Source organism: Isoptericola sp. NPDC060185 (genome assembly GCF_042728595.1).
Classification (GTDB): Bacteria; Actinomycetota; Actinomycetes; order Actinomycetales; family Cellulomonadaceae; genus Isoptericola.
The window spans coordinates 1-18,182 of the sequence record NZ_JBHWYY010000048.1; the positions used below are offsets into that span (position 1 = coordinate 1).

General features: G+C 74.3%; 16 protein-coding genes. 14 read left to right on the forward strand and 2 right to left on the reverse strand.

Annotation, left to right across the window (positions count from 1 at the left end; genetic code table 11):
* Nucleotides 1-35 precede the first annotated feature (35 nt).
* The 14 genes from hrpB (at nt 36) to ACFWDO_RS14855 (ending at nt 16,337) form a co-directional block, all read left to right on the forward strand.
* Entirely contained in the window at nt 36-2,570 is a 2,535-nt protein-coding gene (gene hrpB / locus ACFWDO_RS14790) for an ATP-dependent helicase HrpB (protein ID WP_380325057.1), read from the forward strand.
* 137 nt (nt 2,571-2,707) lie between these two features.
* A complete protein-coding gene (locus tag ACFWDO_RS14795) occupies nt 2,708-3,274 on the forward strand; it encodes an NUDIX hydrolase (protein WP_380325060.1) in 567 nt (188 codons plus the stop codon).
* Between the two features lie 14 nt (nt 3,275-3,288).
* On the forward strand, nt 3,289-3,957 hold the full coding sequence (gene pdxT / locus ACFWDO_RS14800) for a pyridoxal 5'-phosphate synthase glutaminase subunit PdxT (RefSeq protein ID WP_380325066.1): 669 nt from the start codon (nt 3,289-3,291) through the stop codon (nt 3,955-3,957).
* Between the two features lie 7 nt (nt 3,958-3,964).
* On the forward strand, nt 3,965-4,723 hold the full coding sequence (locus ACFWDO_RS14805; RefSeq protein ID WP_380325063.1) for a YebC/PmpR family DNA-binding transcriptional regulator: 759 nt from the start codon (nt 3,965-3,967) through the stop codon (nt 4,721-4,723).
* 287 nt (nt 4,724-5,010) lie between these two features.
* Nucleotides 5,011-5,601, forward strand: a complete 591-nt coding sequence (gene ruvC / locus ACFWDO_RS14810) for a crossover junction endodeoxyribonuclease RuvC (protein WP_380319998.1) — start codon at nt 5,011-5,013, stop codon at nt 5,599-5,601.
* A gap of 123 nt (nt 5,602-5,724) precedes the next feature.
* Nucleotides 5,725-6,363 (forward strand): Holliday junction branch migration protein RuvA, encoded by a 639-nt coding sequence (gene ruvA, locus ACFWDO_RS14815; protein WP_380320001.1) that lies wholly within the window; start codon nt 5,725-5,727, stop codon nt 6,361-6,363.
* The gene (gene ruvB, locus ACFWDO_RS14820) at nt 6,308-7,450 is read left to right on the forward strand and encodes a Holliday junction branch migration DNA helicase RuvB (protein WP_380320004.1); all 1,143 of its coding nucleotides are present in this window, start codon (nt 6,308-6,310) and stop codon (nt 7,448-7,450) included. Before ruvA ends, ruvB begins: the two co-directional genes overlap by 56 nt.
* Nucleotides 7,451-7,630: 180 nt before the next feature.
* On the forward strand, nt 7,631-8,077 hold the full coding sequence (gene yajC / locus ACFWDO_RS14825; protein ID WP_380320007.1) for a preprotein translocase subunit YajC: 447 nt from the start codon (nt 7,631-7,633) through the stop codon (nt 8,075-8,077).
* Nucleotides 8,078-8,205: 128 nt separating this feature from the next.
* The gene (gene secD, locus ACFWDO_RS14830; RefSeq protein WP_380320010.1) at nt 8,206-10,359 is read left to right on the forward strand and encodes a protein translocase subunit SecD; all 2,154 of its coding nucleotides are present in this window, start codon (nt 8,206-8,208) and stop codon (nt 10,357-10,359) included.
* Entirely contained in the window at nt 10,359-11,456 is a 1,098-nt protein-coding gene (gene secF / locus ACFWDO_RS14835; protein ID WP_380320013.1) for a protein translocase subunit SecF, read from the forward strand. Before secD ends, secF begins: the two co-directional genes overlap by 1 nt.
* Nucleotides 11,457-11,473: 17 nt before the next feature.
* A complete protein-coding gene (locus ACFWDO_RS14840) occupies nt 11,474-12,085 on the forward strand; it encodes an adenine phosphoribosyltransferase (RefSeq protein WP_380320016.1) in 612 nt (203 codons plus the stop codon).
* 53 nt (nt 12,086-12,138) lie between these two features.
* The gene (locus tag ACFWDO_RS14845) at nt 12,139-14,502 is read left to right on the forward strand and encodes a RelA/SpoT family protein (protein ID WP_380320019.1); all 2,364 of its coding nucleotides are present in this window, start codon (nt 12,139-12,141) and stop codon (nt 14,500-14,502) included.
* 70 nt (nt 14,503-14,572) lie between these two features.
* Nucleotides 14,573-15,730 (forward strand): ATP-dependent DNA ligase, encoded by a 1,158-nt coding sequence (locus ACFWDO_RS14850; RefSeq protein WP_380320022.1) that lies wholly within the window; start codon nt 14,573-14,575, stop codon nt 15,728-15,730.
* Nucleotides 15,731-15,806: 76 nt separating this feature from the next.
* Nucleotides 15,807-16,337 carry a dihydrofolate reductase family protein gene (locus tag ACFWDO_RS14855; RefSeq protein ID WP_380320025.1) on the forward strand — a complete coding sequence of 177 codons (531 nt, stop codon included), beginning with the start codon at nt 15,807-15,809 and terminating at the stop codon, nt 16,335-16,337.
* A 13-nt stretch (nt 16,338-16,350) separates the two neighbouring features.
* On the opposite strand, the gene ligD is transcribed toward ACFWDO_RS14855, so the two are convergent.
* Both ligD and ACFWDO_RS14865 read right to left on the reverse strand, forming a co-directional pair.
* Complete coding sequence (gene ligD, locus ACFWDO_RS14860) at nt 16,351-17,439, reverse strand: non-homologous end-joining DNA ligase (protein WP_380320028.1); 1,089 nt, start codon at nt 17,437-17,439, stop codon at nt 16,351-16,353.
* Between the two features lie 10 nt (nt 17,440-17,449).
* A complete protein-coding gene (locus ACFWDO_RS14865; RefSeq protein ID WP_380320031.1) occupies nt 17,450-18,139 on the reverse strand; it encodes a hypothetical protein in 690 nt (229 codons plus the stop codon).
* Nucleotides 18,140-18,182 lie beyond the last annotated feature (43 nt).

Genomic DNA, 18,182 nt, shown 5'->3' on the forward strand with positions numbered 1-18,182 from the left:
CGGGGCCCCTGGCCGCAGTCGACTAGGGTCGGGGCGTGCTGCTCCCTGAACCGTCGGTGCCGGGTGCGGACCTGCCCGTCCGGGCAGCCCTGCCCGCCACGGTCGACGCGGTGCGGTCGCGCGGTACGGCGGTGCTGGTGGCGCCGCCGGGGTCGGGGAAGACCTCGTTGCTGCCGCTCGCGCTGGCGGACGCGCTCGGGGGCACGATCCTCGTCGCCGAGCCGCGTCGGATGGCGACCCGAGCGGCCGCGACCCGGCTGGCGACGCTGGTCGGCGAGCCGCTCGGGCGGCGGATCGGCTACGCGATGCGCGGCGAGCGCAGCGGCGGCACGGGCCTGCGCGTCGAGGTGGTGACCACGGGGCTCCTCGTGCGGCGGCTGCAGCAGGACCCGGAGCTGCCGGGTGTCTCGGCGATCGTCATCGACGAGTGCCACGAGCGGCACCTGGACGCCGACCTGCTGCTCGCGCTCTGCGTCGACGTCCGGGCGAACCTCCGGGACGACCTGGCCGTCGTCGCGACCTCGGCCACGGCGGACACCCTCCGGCTGAGCCGCGCGCTCGGCGCGGACGAGCCTGCACCCGTGGTCACGGCGTCCGCCGCGCTGTTCGACGTGGCGACCGAGTGGGCTCCGCCGCCGATGCCCACGCCGCTGCTCCCCGGCGGTCGCGTCGACCCGCGCCTGCTCGACCACGTCGCGGCCGTCGTCCGGCGCGCGCTGACGGAGAACGACGGCGACATCCTCGTGTTCGTGCCGGGGGAGGCCGAGATCGGGGGCGTGACGCGCCGGTTGGCCGGTCTGAACGTGCTGCCGCTGTTCGGCCGCCAGTCGAGGGCCGAGCAGGAGCGCGCGCTGACGCCGTCGGCCGTGCGCCGGGTCGTGGTGACGACCTCGGTCGCGGAGAGCTCGCTGACGGTGCCCGGGGTGCGGGTCGTGGTCGACGCGGGCCTGGCCCGCGAGCCGCGAACCGATCAGTCCCGTGGCCTCGGGACGCTGGTCACCTGCCGGGTCTCGAGGTCGTCGGCCGACCAGCGCGCGGGCCGTGCCGGGCGGGAGGGGCCCGGCCGCGTCTATCGGTGCTGGTCCGCCACCGACCACGCGCGTCTCGACGACCACGCGGCGCCGGAGATCGCGGTCGCCGACCTGGCGGCCTTCGCCCTCGACCTCGCGGCCTGGGGCGCGCCCGGCGGCGCCGGTCTGACGCTGCTCGACCCCCCGCCGGCCCCGGCGATGACGGCGGCCACCGAGCTGCTGCGCCGCATCGACGCCCTGGACGACGACGGCCGGATCACCGAGCGGGGCCGTCGGCTGCGGGCGGTGGGGGCGCATCCTCGCCTGGCGCGTGCGCTGCTGGACGGGGCGCCGCGGGTCGGCGCCGACCGGGCGCGCGAGATCGTCGCGATGCTGTCGGACGACTCGGGCCGCGGCGCCGGCGACGACCTGCCGGCACGCTGGCGGGCCCTGCGCCGCGGCGACGACCGCGGCGCGACCGCGCGCTGGGGAGAAGAGACGAAGCGCCTCGGCCGCGGCGCGACGACCGGTGACCCGTCGGGCGGGCGGGACGGCCGGGCAGGCCGCGGGGAGCACCGGGTCCCCGACGATCTCGCGGTGGGGATCGTGGCGGGCCTGGCGTACCCGGACCGGATCGCGCGGGCCCGGGGGACCGATTCCGTGACCTACCAGATGGCGGGCGGCACGGGTGCCGCGCTGGACCCGCAGTCGCCGCTGCGGAGCGCGCCCTGGCTGGCGATCGCGGTCGCCGACCGGGCCGCCAGTCGCGCCGACGCCCGGATTCGCGCCGCGGCGCCGATCGACGAGCAGACCGCGCGGGACGTCGCCGGCGACCTCGTGACGACCACCGACCAGATCCGCTGGGACAACGGCCGGATCGTGACGCGGCGGGTCGAGACGCTCGGCGCCATCGTGCTGGGCGACGCCCCGCTGGCGAACCCCGACCCGCAGCTCGTCCAGGCGGCCGTCCGCGACGGCATCCGGCGCAGCGGCCTGTCCGTGCTGCGCTGGTCGGAGGCCGCCCTCGCCCTGCGGGAACGGCTCGCGTTCTGCCACGCCCACCTCGGAGCCCCGTGGCCTGCGGTCGACGACGAGGCGTTGCTGGCGGGTCTCGACGCCTGGCTGGGCGCCGAGCTCGCCTCGGTGCGAGGCTCGCGCGACCTGGCCCGCGTCGACGTGACCTCGGCGCTCCGGGGCCTCCTGCCGTGGCCGGAGGCGGCGCGGTTCGGCGAGCTGGCACCGGAACGGCTCCAGGTCCCGTCGGGATCCGAGGTCCGCCTCGCGTACGACGGCGCCGAGCCGCCCGTCCTCGCGGTGAAGCTGCAGGAGGTCTTCGGCTGGACCACGACCCCGGCCGTCGCGGACGGCCGCGTCCCGGTCGTCCTGCACCTGCTGTCGCCCGCGGGCCGGCCGGTCGCGATCACGAGCGACCTCGCGTCCTTCTGGAGGCAGGGCTATCCCGGCGTCCGAGCCGACCTGCGAGGCCGCTATCCGCGCCACCCGTGGCCGGAGGATCCCGTCACCGCCCTCCCGACCAGGCGCGTGAAGCCCCGCCGGTGAGCGAGGTCGCCCTGGTCAGGTGGCCGCCGACCCGTGGCTACCATGGGCGCCATGGATGCGCGTTCCCCCTCGGCCGTGAAGCACGGCGTTCGTGTCGAGCCGGAGCCGGCGCCCGTGCGCTCGGCCGAGCGCGGCCGGTGACCCCCGCCCTCGGCGACGACTGGGCGGTGGGCCCGGACGGGCTGCGGCAACGCCGCGCCGCCCGCGTCATCGTGCTCGACGGCGCGGACCGGGTCCTCCTGGTGCGTGGGCACGACGCCGACCAGCCCGAACGGTCGTGGTGGTTCACTGTCGGCGGCGGCATCGACGCCGGCGAGAGCGAGGTGGACGCCGCCCTGCGCGAGCTGCGCGAGGAGGCGGGGCTCGACCTCGCGCCCGCCGACCTCGTGGGCCCCGTGCTCACGCGGGACGCCTTCTTCCACTTCTTCGCCGAGACGTGCCGCCAGCAGGAGGTCTTCTTCCTGGCGCGCGTCGCCGGCGGCCACGAGCCCACCGCCGACGGATGGACCCCCGAGGAGCGCGACGTGCTCGACGAGATGCGCTGGCTGACCACCGCGGAGCTGCGCTCCGAGACGCGCGAGGTCTTCCCGACCAGCCTGCCGGACGTCGTCGACGCGCTGGCCCGCGGGTGGGACGGCACCGTGGTCCACCTCGGCACGCAGCACGACGACGAGCCGTCCGACCCCGAGGAGCTCCCGCGGTGACGACCCACGTCCCCATGCCGTCCCCGTCGTCGGGCACGGGCCGGCCCACCGTCGGCGTGCTCGCCCTCCAGGGCGACGTGCGCGAGCACGCCGCCGCCCTCGAGCAGGCGGGCGCGCGCGCCGTCAGCGTCCGCCGCCCGTCCGAGCTCGACGCCGTCGACGGGCTCGTGCTGCCCGGGGGAGAGTCGACCACCATCGACAAGCTGCTGCGCCTCTTCGAGCTCGCCGACCCCCTGCGCCGCCTCATCGGCGAGGGGCTCCCCGTGTTCGGCTCGTGCGCCGGCATGATCCTGCTCGCCGACCGCATCGAGGGCGGCACCGCCGACCAGCGCACCCTCGGTGGGATGGACGTCCTCGTGCGGCGCAACGCCTTCGGCCGCCAGGTCGACTCGTTCGAGGCGGACCTGCAGGTCGCGGGAGTCTCCGACGCCCCCGGCGGGCGACCCGTGCGCACCGCGTTCATCCGCGCGCCGTGGGTCGAGGAGGCCGGCCCGCAGGTGGAGGTCCTCGCCCGGATCCCCGACAGCTGGGCGGACGGCTCCACGGTCGGGCCCGCCGCCGGTAAGATCGTCGCAGCACGTCAGGGACGGCTGCTCGCCACCGCGTTCCACCCGGAGATCACGGGGGACGCACGTGTGCACGGGCTGTTCGTCCGGCTCGTCCAAGCATCGCGAAGGAGTTAGGGAGCGCATGTCAGGTCACTCCAAGTGGGCCACGACCAAGCACAAGAAGGCCGCGATCGATGCCAAGCGTGGCAAGCTCTTCGCCAAGCTGATCAAGAACATCGAGGTCGCCGCGCGCACCGGAGGCGGCGACCCCGCCGGTAACCCGACCCTGTTCGACGCCATCCAGAAGGCGAAGAAGTCGTCGGTCCCCAACGACAACATCGACCGCGCCCTCAAGCGCGGGTCCGGCGAGGGCGCCGACGCCGTCGACTACCAGACGATCATGTACGAGGGCTACGGCGCGAACGGCATTGCCGTCCTCGTCGAGTGCCTCACGGACAACAAGAACCGCGCCGCCTCCGAGGTCCGCCTCGCGTTCAGCCGCAACGGCGGCAACCTGGCCGACCCGGGCTCCGTGTCCTACCTGTTCTCCCGCAAGGGCCTCGTCGTCGTGCCCAAGGCCGACGGCGTCACCGAGGACGACGTCATGCTCGCCGCCCTCGACGCCGGCGCGGAGGAGGTCAGCGACGAGGGCGACGTCATCGAGGTGCTCTCCGAGGCCACCGACCTCGTCGCCGTGCGCACCGCCATCCAGGAGGCGGGCATCGAGTACGACTCCGCCGACTCCATCTGGCACCCGTCCATGGAGGTCGAGGTCGACGTCGAGGGCGCGCGCAAGATCATGCGCCTCATCGACGCGCTCGAGGACAGCGACGACGTCCAGAACGTCTACGCGAACTTCGACGCCTCGGACGAGGTCATGGCGGCGCTGGACGAGGACTGATCCTTTCGTCGTGCCGGGCCGGAGGCTCTCGGTCGGGGCGGCCGGGCGGGCTGGGACGTGTCGCGAGGCGCGCCATCCGGCCGCTCGTTCCTCGCGGCCTCCCGCCAGGCCCGGCCAGCCTCGCGACACGTCCCACCCCGCCCGTCCGCGTTCGTGCGTGGCCTCCGGGCCCGCGACCTCGGATCATTCCTCGTGGTGGGTGGGGGCAGGGGGCGTGAGCCGTGTCCCGTGCGGGGCTGTCGTCGCGCCTGCGCGGGGGTGTCCGCCGTGCGTGAGATGGTGACCGCGTGCGAGTGCTGGGGGTGGATCCGGGGCTGACCCGGTGCGGGGTCGGCGTCGTCGACTCGTTGCCGGGACGCAGGGCCCGGATGGTCGACGTTGGGGTCGTGCGCAGCGAGCCCGAGCTGAGCGTGGACCTGCGGCTGCTGTGCATCGCCGAGGGGCTCGACGCGTGGCTCGAGCGCACCGTGCCCGACGTCGTGGCTGTGGAGCGCGTGTTCGCGCAGAACAACCGCAGCACCGTGATGGGCACCGCGCAGGTCGCCGGCCTGGCGATGGTCGCCGCCGCGAAGCGGGGGGTGCCCGTCGCGATGCACACCCCCAGCGAGGTGAAGGCCGCCGTCACCGGGTCCGGGCGGGCGGGCAAGGAACAGGTGCAGCGGATGATCGCGCGCATCCTCGGGCTCGACGAGCTGCCGCGCCCCGCCGACGCCGCGGACGCCCTCGCCCTCGCCGTCACGCACCTCTGGCGACCCTCCGGCGCGCTCCAGGGCGGGGAGCGCCACGAGCTCACGCCCGCGCAGCGCGCCTGGGCCGCGGCGGAGCGCTCGGCGCGCACCGGGTCGCACCGCGGGGCCCCGTCCCGCACGGCCCGGTGACGGCGGCCGCGGCGTGCTCACCGTGTCGCGTCCGGGTGTCGCGTCCGGAGCGTCGGCGCCGGTTGTTACAGTGACGCCTCGTACGGGTGTTCGACGATTGGCCAGCTCGACGGAAGGACCACGGTGATCGCCTCCCTGACCGGCACGGTCACGCACGTGACGCTCGAGCGGGCCGTGCTCGACGTCGGCGGGGTCGGGTACCTCGTCCACGCCACCCCCGGGACCCTGGCGGGGCTCCGGGTGGGGGAGCGCGCCCAGCTGCACACCACGCTCGTCGTCCGCGAGGACTCGATGACCGTGTTCGGCTTCGCCGAGGCGGACGAGCGCGAGGTCTTCGAGACGGCGCAGTCGGTCTCGGGCGTCGGCCCGCGCATCGCGCTCGCCATGCTGGCCGTGCTCACGCCCGACGCGCTGCGCCGCGCCGTCGCGAGCGAGGACCTCGCGGCGCTGCGCCGCATCCCCGGCGTCGGGCCCAAGAGCGCCCAGCGCCTCGTCCTCGAGCTGTCCGGCAAGCTCGGCGCCCCGACCTCCGCCGAGGCGGGCGCCCCGGTGCCCGAGGCGCCGCCGCTCGCGGCCGGCGACCCCGCGCGCGACCAGGTCGTCGAGGCGCTCGTCGGCCTGGGCTGGGCGGCGAAGGTCGCGCAGGAGACCGTCGATCGCGTTCTCGCGGACGTCGGCGACGACGTCCCGAGCGGCGGCCCGATCGATGTGGCGGCGACGCTGCGGGCGGCGTTGCGCTCCCTGGGCGGGCGACGTGGCTGAGCCGCTGGAGCCGGAGTACGGCGGCGAGCGGCTCGTCACCTCCTCGGCCGACGACGTCGAGCGCGCGGCCGAGGCGGCCCTGCGGCCCAAGAGGCTCGACGAGTTCGTCGGCCAGCGGGTGGTGCGCGACCAGCTCTCCCTCGTCCTGCAGGCCGCCCTGGCCCGCGAGGCCTCGCCCGACCACGTGCTGCTGTCCGGCCCGCCCGGGCTCGGCAAGACGACGCTGGCCATGATCATCGCGGCCGAGCTCGGCACGTCCCTGCGCGTCACCAGCGGTCCGGCCATCCAGCACGCGGGCGACCTGGCCGCCGTCCTGTCCTCGCTCGAGGAGGGCGAGGTGCTCTTCATCGACGAGATCCACCGGCTCGCGCGGCCCGCCGAGGAGCTGCTGTACGTCGCGATGGAGGACTTCCGCGTCGACGTCGTCGTCGGCAAGGGCGCCGGGGCCAGCGCGATCCCGCTGGCGCTGCCGCCGTTCACCGTGGTCGGCGCCACCACCCGTTCCGGGCTGCTCCCGGCGCCCCTGCGCGACCGGTTCGGCTTCACCGGCCACCTCGACTTCTACGACGCCGCCGAGCTGGAGCGCGTCATCCTGCGCTCGGCCGGCCTGCTGGGCGTCGACCTGCAGCACGCGGCCGCGCACGAGATCGCCGGCCGCTCGCGGGGCACGCCCCGCATCGCCAACCGGCTGCTGCGCCGCGTGCGCGACTGGGCGCAGGTCCGCGGCGACGGTCGGCTGGACCTGCGTGCCGCCCGCGCCGCGCTCGAGGTGTACGAGGTGGACCCGATCGGCCTCGACCGGCTCGACCGCTCCGTCCTCGACGCCGTCTGCCGCCGGTTCGGCGGCGGGCCCGTCGGCCTCAGCACCCTCGCGATGACCGTCGGCGAGGAGCCCGACACCGTCGAGACCGTCGCGGAGCCGTACCTGGTGCGCGAGGGGCTGCTCGGCCGCACCCCGCGCGGGCGCGTCGCGACGCCCGCGGCCTGGGAGCACCTCGGCCTCGAGCCGCCGCTCGGGGCGTGGGGCGCCCCGCTCGGCGGCACCCTCTTCGACGAGGCCGCCGAGAGCGGCGAGCCGAGCACCTAGACTGGTGCTGCCCGGCCCGCCGACGGTCCGGGCCGGAACTCGACGGGTGCCGTGCTCGTTGGGGCCCGTACGCACAGGTTCGCGAGCAGACGCGGAGCTGTGCCCGGCGTGCCGACCGGCGCGCCCCGACGCCCGCCTGTCGAGCAGCGACGGCCGGGCAGCGACAGACAAGGACGCTCCGTGGACTTCTCCATCATCATTCTCTTCGTGGTCCTCGCCGGCCTCATGTTCTTCATGAGCTCGCGGTCGCGCAAGCAGCAGCGTGCGCAGCAGGAGTTCCGGTCGCAGCTCGCCCCGGGCCAGGAGGTCATGACCGGCTCCGGCCTCTTCGGCACCGTGGTGGAGATCGACGAGAGCAACGACACCGTCACCATCGAGTCGAGCCCCGGGACGCAGACCCGCTGGCTCCGTGCGGCGATCGCCAAGCGTGTCGACACGCCGGTCGAGGACGCCACCGAGGCCGGCGACGAGACCGACGTCACAACCGACCCCACCGCGACCGGTACGATCACCTCCGGCGACGGTCACATCGACGTCCCCGACGACCTGTCGAGCCTGGACACCGCCCAGCGGGAGTACCGGGAGCAGCAGCGTCGCGACGAGGGCGAGACCGGCACCACGAAGTGACAGCACCAGCGACATGGGACGGCGGGCGCTCGCGCCCGTCGGCCTGACGACGCGCCGGTCGGGGTGATCCCGGCCGGCGCCATCACGCGCCGACCCACCGGCGGCGCGCAGACGGGAAGAGACAGAAGTTGGCGAACTCACGCACGAAGCGGTCGCGTCCGGCGCGCACCCTCGTGGTCTTCACGATCCTGACGATCGTCCTGCCGTTCCTCGCCCTCGGCGCCGGCGTCTTCTGGGACGCCAAGTCCGACTCCAACCCGGACGGCGCGAGCTGGGCCCCGGGCCTGGCGCTCGACCTGCAGGGCGGCACGCAGCTGATCCTCAAGGCCGACACCACGGACGGGTCGCAGGTGACGTCGGAGACGATCGACGAGTCGATCAACGTCATCCGGCAGCGCATCGACTCCTCCGGCGTCTCCGAGGCGGAGATCACGGCACAGGGGTCGAAGAACATCGTCGTCGGCATCCCCGGCGAGGTGTCGCAGGAGACCATCGACCTGATCTCCCAGCCCGCCCAGATGCGCTTCCGCCCGGTGCTGACCTATGCGGCGGGCACGCCGACGCCGGAGCCGTCCGCGTCGCCGAGCGGCGACGCCGAGGGCGCGGCCACCGACGACGCGACCTCCGGCGACGCCAAGGACTCGAAGGACGGGAAGTCCGGCGGCGCGAAGGACGACGAGGCCGCGGACACCACGCCGAGCGGCAAGGGCGCCGGCTCCGCCGTGACCCTCCCCTCGGACCTCGGCAAGGCCACGGACCCGACGCCGACGGCGACCGCCACCTCCGGCGACGACGCCACCACGGACCCCTCGCCGGCGACGACGCCGGCCGAGGGCGACGAGACGGGCGACGCGGCCGCGGCATCCGACCCGAGCGACCTCGCGCAGATCACCCCGGAGATCCAGTCGCAGTTCGAGAAGCTCGACTGCACCGACCCGGAGAACCTCAAGGGCGGCGGCGGGGACGACCCCGACAAGCCGCTCGTGACCTGTGACGAGACCGGCGCGGTCAAGTACATCCTCGGCCCGGTGGAGATCGAGGGCACGCACATCTCCAACGCGAGCTCGGGCCTGGTGCCCGGGCCGAACGGCACCACCACCAACGAGTGGGGCGTCTTCCTCGACTTCGACTCGACGGGCGCGAAGCAGTTCCGCGAGACCACGGGTCGCATCGCCACGCTCGAGGCGCCGCGCAACCAGTTCGCCATCGTCCTCGACACCCTGGTGGTCTCGGCCCCGTCGGTCTCGCAGGCGATCACGGACGGCAGCGCCGTCATCTCCGGGTCGTTCACCCGCGACTCGGCCGCGACGCTCGCCAACCAGCTGAGCTTCGGCGCGCTGCCCGTGCAGTACACGGTGGAGAGCCAGGAGGTCATCTCCGCGACCCTCGGCTCCGAGCAGCTGCGCAACGGCCTCATCGCGGGCCTCATCGGCCTCGCGCTCGTGGTCGTGTACTCGCTGCTGCAGTACCGCACGCTGGGCCTGCTCACCGTCGCGTCGCTCGTCGTCGCCGGCGTCATCACCTACCTGTCCATCGCCCTGCTCTCCTGGGGGATGGGCTACCGGCTCTCCCTCGCGGGCGTCGCGGGCCTGATCGTCGCGATCGGCTTCACCGCGGACTCGTTCATCGTGTACTTCGAACGTATCCGTGACGAGCTGCGTGACGGGAGAACTCTGGCCTTCGCCGTCGAGCGCGGCTGGGCCCGCGCGCGGCGCACGGTGCTCGCGGCGAAGGCGGTCAACCTGATCTCCGCGGTCATCCTGTACTTCCTCGCCGTGGGCGGCGTGCAGGGCTTCGCGTTCACGCTGGGCCTGACGACGATCATCGACGTCGCCGTCGTGTTCTGGTTCACGCACCCGATGATGGAGGTCATCACCAAGATCCCGTTCTTCCGGGACGGTCACCTGTGGTCCGGGCTGTCGCCCGAGCGGCTGCGTGCGGGCTCCGGCCCGCGGTACGTGGGTGCCGGGCGGGTCCGGATGCCCGAGCCGGCTGTGGCCGGCGACGCGGCAGCGACCGAGGCCGAGGCCGAGGGCGTGCCCGCCACCACGGGCGCCACGGCGCCCGAGCCGGTGCACAGCGGCGCGCGGCAGGCCCCGGCCCCGGCGACCGACGCGTCGGGCCGTCGCCTGACGATCGCCGAGCGCCGCGCCGCCGAGCGGCGGGCTGCCGCGGCCCAGGAGGCGGAGCCCGACCCCGGGCCCGGCTCCGGACCAGGGGACGGCGCGTCGCCCTCGGCGACCGGTGAGACCACCTCCGGCACGAACGAGGAGAGCCGCTGATGGCCCGCATCAACTTCGCCCAGTGGGGCAACGACCTGTACACGGGCCGTCGGTCCTACCCGATCGTGCAGCGCCGCAAGCGCTGGTTCGCGATCGCCGGCGCGCTCGCGATCGCCTCGATCCTGGTCATCGCGATCAAGGGCCTCACCCTCGGCATCGACTTCCGCGGCGGCACGGAGTTCACCGTGAACAACGCGTCGTCGACCGAGCAGCAGCTCGCGATCGACGCCGTGCATCAGACGCTCCCGAGCGAGGAGCCCCGCGTCGCGATCGTGGGCGGCTCGGCCGTCCGCGTGCAGACGGAGGTCGTGACCCCCGAGCAGGAGTCGGAGATCACCACCGACCTCGCCACGGCGTACGACGTGGAGGCGTCGGAGATCACCACGTCGTTCGTGGGCCCGACCTGGGGCGCGGGCGTCTCGACCCGGGCCCTGTGGGGCACGGTCGTGTTCGTGCTCGCCGCGGCGCTGTTCATGGCGGTGTACTTCCGCGCCTGGCGGATGTCGGTGGCGGCGATCGTCGCGATGCTCGGCGACCTGCTCATCTCCGCCGGCGTGTACGCGGCGATCGGCTGGGAGGTCACGCCGTCGACGATCATCGGCTTCCTGACGATCCTCGGCTTCTCGCTGTACGACAAGATGGTCGTCTTCGACAAGGTCCGCGAGAACACCGCGGACGTGCTCACCCAGACGCGCAGCACGTACGCGGAGCGGGCGAACCTCGCCGTCAACCAGACGCTGGTCCGGTCCATCAACACCTCCGTCGTGGCGCTGCTGCCGGTCGCGAGCATCCTGTTCGTGGGCGCGTTCCTGCTCGGCGCGGGCACGCTGCGCGACCTGTCGCTCTCGCTGTTCGTCGGCATCGCCGTCGGCGCGGCCTCGTCGCTCTTCCTGGCGACGCCGCTCGACGTCGCGCTGCGCGAGCGCGAGCCCCGCATCGCGGCCCACACGAAGTCCGTGCTCGAGGCCCGTGCCGGCCTGGTCGCCGAGGGCGGCCACGAGGCCGAGGTCGAGGCGTACACGACCGGCTCGGCGCAGCTCGTGCCGGGGCAGCACCAGGGCAACAGCGCCCAGCCGCGCCGCAAGCGCACGCGCTGAGGCACGGGGACGACGGGATGACGGACACCTTCGACGGCGTGCCCGGTGACGGCCGGCCGGACGACATCGTGCTCGACGGCCTGCGGGGCCTGGGCTCCGGGCGCGCGGCGGAGGTCCGCGCGCTGATCCGGGACGTGCCGGACTACCCGCACCCGCCGGTCGTGTTCCGGGACATCACCCCGCTGCTCGCGGACGGCCGGGCGCTGGCGGACGTCGTGGAGGCGTTCGCCCGCCTGGTCGACGCGGACGGCGGCGTGGACGTCGTCGCCGGGATGGAAGCGCGCGGGTTCCTGCTCGGCGCGCCGCTCGCCACCAGGCTCGGGGTCGGCTTCCTGCCGCTGCGCAAGGCGGGCAAGCTCCCGCCGCCGGTCGAGCGGGTGGAGTACGAGCTCGAGTACGGCTCCGCCGCCATCGAGCTGCGCACGGGAACACTCGGTGCGGGTGCGCGTGTTTTCATCGTCGACGACGTGCTCGCGACCGGCGGCACGGCGTGCGCGGCCGCCGAGCTCGTGGAACGCTCGGGCGGCCAGGTGGTCGCCCTCGCGTTCCTGCTCGAGCTCGCTGGCCTGGGCGGACGCGGTCGGCTGCCGGGCCGGACGGTCGAGGCTCTGCTGCGCGTGGAGTCGTAGACTTGCCGTCCCGGCCGTCGGCGACCCCGCGGTGGTTGCGGAAGGAGGCGCAGATGAGCGACGAGACGAAGGTCGTGCGCGCCGCCGCCGCGCCCCAGGGATCGGGCCCGTCGGGTCGCGGATCGGGCTCGGGGCGCAGCGTGCGCAACCGGCTGGTGCGGCTCGGGGTGCGCGGCGCCCCGCCCACCACGCCCGCGCTGGAGCCCGTGCTCCAGGCGGTGCGCACCAACCACCCGAAGTCCGACCTGTCGGTGCTCGAGCGCGCCTACGCGACGGCCGAGCGCTGTCACCGCGGCCAGGAGCGCAAGTCCGGCGACCCGTACATCACGCACCCGGTCGCCGTGGCGACGATCCTCGCGGAGCTCGGCTTCGACGGCGCGACCCTCGCGGCCGCGTTGCTGCACGACACGGTCGAGGACACCGACTACGGCCTGGACGAGCTGACCCAGGAGTACGGCGAGGAGATCGCCATGCTCGTCGACGGCGTCACCAAGCTCGACAAGGTGAAGTACGGCGACGCGGCCCAGGCCGAGACCGTCCGCAAGATGGTCGTCGCGATGGCCAAGGACATCCGCGTGCTGGTCATCAAGCTCGCGGACCGGCTGCACAACGCCCGCACCTGGAAGTACGTCTCCGGCTCGTCGGCGCAGCGCAAGGCGCGCGAGACGCTGGAGATCTACGCCCCGCTCGCGCACCGGCTGGGCATGAACACCATCAAGTGGGAGCTGGAGGACCTGTCCTTCCAGACGCTGTACCCCAAGGTGTACGACGAGATCGTGCACCTGGTGGCGGAGCGCGCGCCCGCCCGCGAGGAGTACCTGTCGGTGGTGCGCGAGCAGATCTCCGCCGACCTGCGCAGCGCGAAGATCAAGGCCACCGTGACCGGGCGGCCCAAGCACTACTACTCGATCTACCAGAAGATGATCGTGCGCGGGCACGACTTCGCGGAGATCTACGACCTCGTCGGCACGCGCGTCCTCGTGGACACGGTGCGGGACTGCTACGCGGTGCTCGGCGCGCTCCACGCGCGCTGGAACCCGGTCCCGGGCCGGTTCAAGGACTACATCGCGATGCCGAAGTTCAACATGTACCAGTCGCTGCACACGACGGTCGTGGGCCCGGGCGGCAAGCCGGTCGAGATCCAGATCCGCACGCACGACATGCACCGCCGCGCGGAGTACGGGGTCGCGGCGCACTGGAAGTACAAGCAGATGGCCCCCGCCGGCAAGCCGGGGACCACGGACGACCCCCGCGCCAACGACATGGCGTGGCTGCGCCAGCTCGTCGACTGGCAGCGCGAGACGGCGGACCCGAGCGAGTTCCTCGACTCCCTGCGCTACGAGATCGGCGGCGCGGAGGTGTACGTCTTCACGCCGAAGGGCGAGGTGATGGCGCTGCCCGCCGGCGCCACCCCGGTCGACTTCGCCTACTCGGTGCACACCGAGGTGGGGCACCGCACGATGGGCGCGCGCGTCAACGGCCGCCTCGTGCCGCTCGACTCGACGCTGCAGAACGGCGACACGATCGACATCCTCACCTCGAAGGCGGAGTCGGCGGGCCCCTCGCGCGACTGGCTCGCGTTCGTGAAGTCGGCGCGCGCCCGCAACAAGATCCGCCAGTGGTTCACCAAGGAGCGGCGCGAGGAGGCGATCGAGCAGGGCAAGGACGCCATCACGAAGGCGATGCGCAAGCAGAACCTGCCCATCCAGCGCCTGCTCAGCCACGAGGCGCTCGTGGGCCTGGCGAACGACATGCGCTACGCCGACGTGTCCGCGCTGTACGCGGCCGTCGGCGAGGGGCACGCCTCGGCGCCGCACGTCGTCGACCTGCTCGTGAAGTCGCTCGGCGGCGAGGAGGGCACCGAGGAGGACGCGGCCGAGGCCGCGCGCCCCGGGACCCCGACCCGCCGGGGGCGCACCGGCGACCCCGGCATCGTGGTCAAGGGCGTCGACGACATCTGGGTCAAGCTCGCCAAGTGCTGCACGCCGGTGCCGGGTGACTCGATCGTCGGCTTCGTGACCCGCGGTGCGGGCGTGAGCGTGCACCGCGCGGACTGCGCCAACGCCGAGCAGCTGGCGAAGGCCCAGCCGGAGCGCATGGTGGACGTGAGCTGGACGACGGGCGCCAACACCATGTTCCTCGTGCAGATCCAGGTCGAGGCCCTCGACCGGTCCCGCCTGCTGTCCGACGTCACGAAGGTGCTGTCGGACTACCACGTCAACATCCTGTCGGCCACGGTCTCCACGTCGTCCGACCGGATCGCGATCTCGAAGTTCGTCTTCGAGATGGCCGAGCCCGGGCACCTGCAGCAGGTGCTCACCGCGGTGCGCAAGGTCGACGGCGTGTTCGACGTCTACCGCATCACCGGGACGAAGGTGGCCGAGGTGCACCAGGCGCAGGAGTCCGCCGGCGCCTGACCGGAGGCCCGACTGGCGGCGGCCCCGTGCCCGGAGGTGCCCGTCGCACCCGCGGAGTAGGTTCGCCAGCATGACGCTGCCGCTCGAGCCGCCGGTGCTGCCCATGCTCGCCAAGTCGGTGCCGGACGTGCCCGACCAGCCGGACGGCGAGCCCACCTGGGTGTACGAGCCGAAGTGGGACGGTTTCCGGGCGCTCGTCTTCCGCGACGGCGACGACGTGCGGATCGACTCCCGCAACGCCCGCCCGATGCAGCGCTACTTCCCGGACGTCGTCGACGCCGTCCTCGACGCGCTGCCGCCGCGGTGCGTCGTCGACGGAGAGATCGTCGTCGCGCGGCCCGGTGACGAGGCGTCGGGCCGGTCCGCGCACCTCGACTTCGACGCCCTGGGGCAGCGCATCCACCCGGCGGAGTCGCGGGTGCGGATGCTTGCTTCCGAGACGCCGGCGAGCCTCGTCGTCTTCGACCTCCTCGCGCTGGGGGACGACGACCTGTCCGGGCGCCCGCTGGGCGAGCGGCTGGCCGCGCTCGACGGGCTGGGGCTCGCCGGACCGCAGGTGCACGCGACGCCCCGCACGCAGGACGCCGCCGTCGCCCGGGACTGGTTCGCGACGTTCGAGGGCGCCGGCCTCGACGGGGTGGTCGCCAAGCGGCTCGACGACGCGTACCAGCCGAACAAGCGAGCGCTGCTGAAGATCAAGCACGCCCGGACGGCCGACGTCGTCCTGGCCGGCTACCGGCTGCACAAGACGTCGACGCCCGAGAACCCCCTGATCGGGTCGCTCCTGCTCGGGCTGTACGCCGACGCCGACGACCCCGCCAGCCTCCAGTTCGTGGGCGTCTCGGCCTCGTTCCCCGCCGCCCGCCGCGCCGCGCTGCACGCCGAGCTCGCTCCGCTGGTCGTCCAGCCCGGCAGCGAGGACGCCGCCGCGCACCCCTGGGCGAACTGGCAGGACCCGGCCGTCGCCGACGGCAGCACGGGGGAGCGGCGCCCCGGCGCCCAGTCGCGCTGGAGCGCGGGCAAGGACCTCTCCTTCACCCCGCTGCGGGTGGAGCGGGTGCTCGAGGTCGGGTACGACCACATGGAGGGCAGCCGGTTCCGGCACACCGCGCAGTTCAAGCGCTGGCGGCCCGATCGCGACCCGGCGTCGTGCACGTACGCGCAGCTCGAGGAGCCGGTCGGCTACGACCTCGCCGGCCTCCTGCCCGGGGCCCCGGGTACGGCCTGACCGCTGGCCGGTCCCGCCGATGAGTCGGGGCGGGCGCCCGGGTCTACGGACCATGGGAACCCTCAGGTACGGACTGATGAGCTGCTCGCTCGACGGCTACGTGGCCGACGCCGACGGCGACTTCTCCTGGAGCGCGCCGGACGAGGCCGTGCACGCCTTCATCAACGACCGGGTGCGGGACGTGCAGACGTTCGTCGTGGGCCGGACCATGTTCGAGACCATGCGCGTGTGGGACACGTGGCCCCCGGGGCAGAGCGACGCCACGGACGAGTTCGCCGAGATCTGGCGCGGGATCGACAAGATCGTCTGCTCCGACAGCCTCGACGCCGTCGACGCGCCCCGCACCACGCTCCAGCCCCGGCTCACGACGGCCCGCCTCGCCGAGATCGCGGCGGCCGCGGACGGCGCCGTCGAGGTGTCCGGCCCGACGACGGCCGCCGACGCCCTGCGGGCCGGGCTGGTCGACGAGATGACGGTCCGCGTCGTGCCGCACGTCGCCGGCGGCGGGCTCCGCCTGCTCCCCGACGGGATGCGGGCCGACCTCGTGCGCGCCGAGTGCGTCCCGCTCGACGACGGGTCGGTCTTCCTGCGCTACACCCGCCCCTGAGCGTGGTGGGCGGTCAGGACCGCTTGCGGTCCGTGTCGCGGCTGGGCTGCACCCGCTTGGGCTCGCCGGGCATCTTGGGGTACTCGGGGGGATAGGGCAGGTCGCCCAGCCCGTGCTCCTCCTCGTCGCGGCGGGCGAGCTCGAGGGCCGAGTCCAGCGAGCAGTCGAGCGCGGGGTCGCGGTCGGCGCGCAGGGGCGCGAACAGGTCGCCGCGCTCGGCGAACCGCGCGGGCACGGTGGTGACGTCGAAGTCGTCCGGATGGACCTCGCCGACCTCGTCCCACTCGAGCGGGGTGGAGACGGTGGCGCGCTTGTTGGCGCGCACGGAGTACGCCGACGCGATGGTGCGGTCCCGCGCCATCTGGTTGTAGTCGACGAAGATCTTCTCGCCCCGCTCCTCCTTCCACCACTTGGTGGTGACCTGGTCCGGCAGGCGCCGCTCCAGCTCCCGGCCGACGGCGATCGTGGCACGGCGCGCCTGCTGGAACGACCAGCGCGGCGCGAGCGGCACGAAGACGTGCAGGCCCCGCCCGCCGGACGTCTTGGGATAGCCCGTGAGGCCGAGCTCGGTGAGCAGGTCGCGCAGGTGGGGTGCGACGGTGGCGGCGTCGTCGAACGTGGTGCCCGGTTGCGGGTCGAGGTCGATGCGGAGCTGGTCCACGGCCTCGACGTCGTCGCGACGCACGGGCCACGGGTGGAACGTGAGGGTGCCGAGGTTCGCCGCCCACGCGACGACGGCCAGCTCGGTGGGTGCCACCTCGTCGGCGGTGCGCCCGCTCGGGAAGGCGATGGTGGCGGTCTCCACCCAGTCCGGCGCGCCCTGGGGGAGACGCTTCTGGTAGAACGCGTCGCCGCGGTTGTCCGCGCGCGTGGCCATCACGGCCTCGGGCCACCAGCCCTTCGGCCAGCGCTCGAGCGTGGTCGGCCGGTGCAGCAGGGCGCCGAGGATGCCGTCGCCCACGGACAGGAAGTACTCGACGATCTCGCGCTTCGTGAGGCCCGGGCGGTCGGGCAGCTCCGGGAAGACGACGCGGTCGGGGCTGGAGACGCGGACGGCGCGTCCTGCGGCGTCGAGCTCGACGGCGGGTGCGGCGGGGGCCATGCGCCTCAACCTAGGGCAGGCCGACGGGTGCCGCACGGAGGACAGCCGGTGGCCCGGACCGCGCGAGGTCCAGCACGGCACGCGCCCGCGGCCGCCCCACCGCGCGCGCCCGGCGCTCCAGCAGCCGCGCCGCGTCGTCGAGGTCCAGCCCGCAGGCGTCCGCGAGGACCCGGGCGAGGCCCGCGGCCGTCCCGTCGCCGGGGACGTGCAGGGCGACGTCGACGACGGTGCGCAGCGGGGTCGTCACGCGCACCCGGCCGAGCTCCTGGGTGTCGCCGCGCAGCAGCGGGGCCTGCCACACGAGGCCTGCGCCCCAGACCTCCGGGCGGTGCCCCCCGGCGGGGTATGTGACGTCGAGGCAGTCCGCCGCCTCGGCCGCCGCGGGCCGACCGGCGTGCACCCATGCGGCGCTGCGGCCCGCGAGGACCCCGCCGGTCGGGAGCTCGGCCGCGAGCAGCGCGGCACGCAGGGCCGGGGGCACCGGCGTCCCGGCGGCGACGGCCGCGTCCCCGCGGAGCACCTCGAGGGCGCCGTCGCGCACCAGCACGTGCCACGCCGCGCGCCCGCCGACGTCGTGCGGTCGCACCAGCGGGCCGGCGCCGCGCGGCGGCGGCGCGATCAGCGCCCCGAGCCGGGCGACGCCGGCGTCGGCGGCGTGCGGGGAGCGGGGGAGAGAGGTCGAGACGGCGAAGGGGCCCACGACCGGAACGTATCCGGTCGCGGGCCCCTGCGGGCGCGGCCTG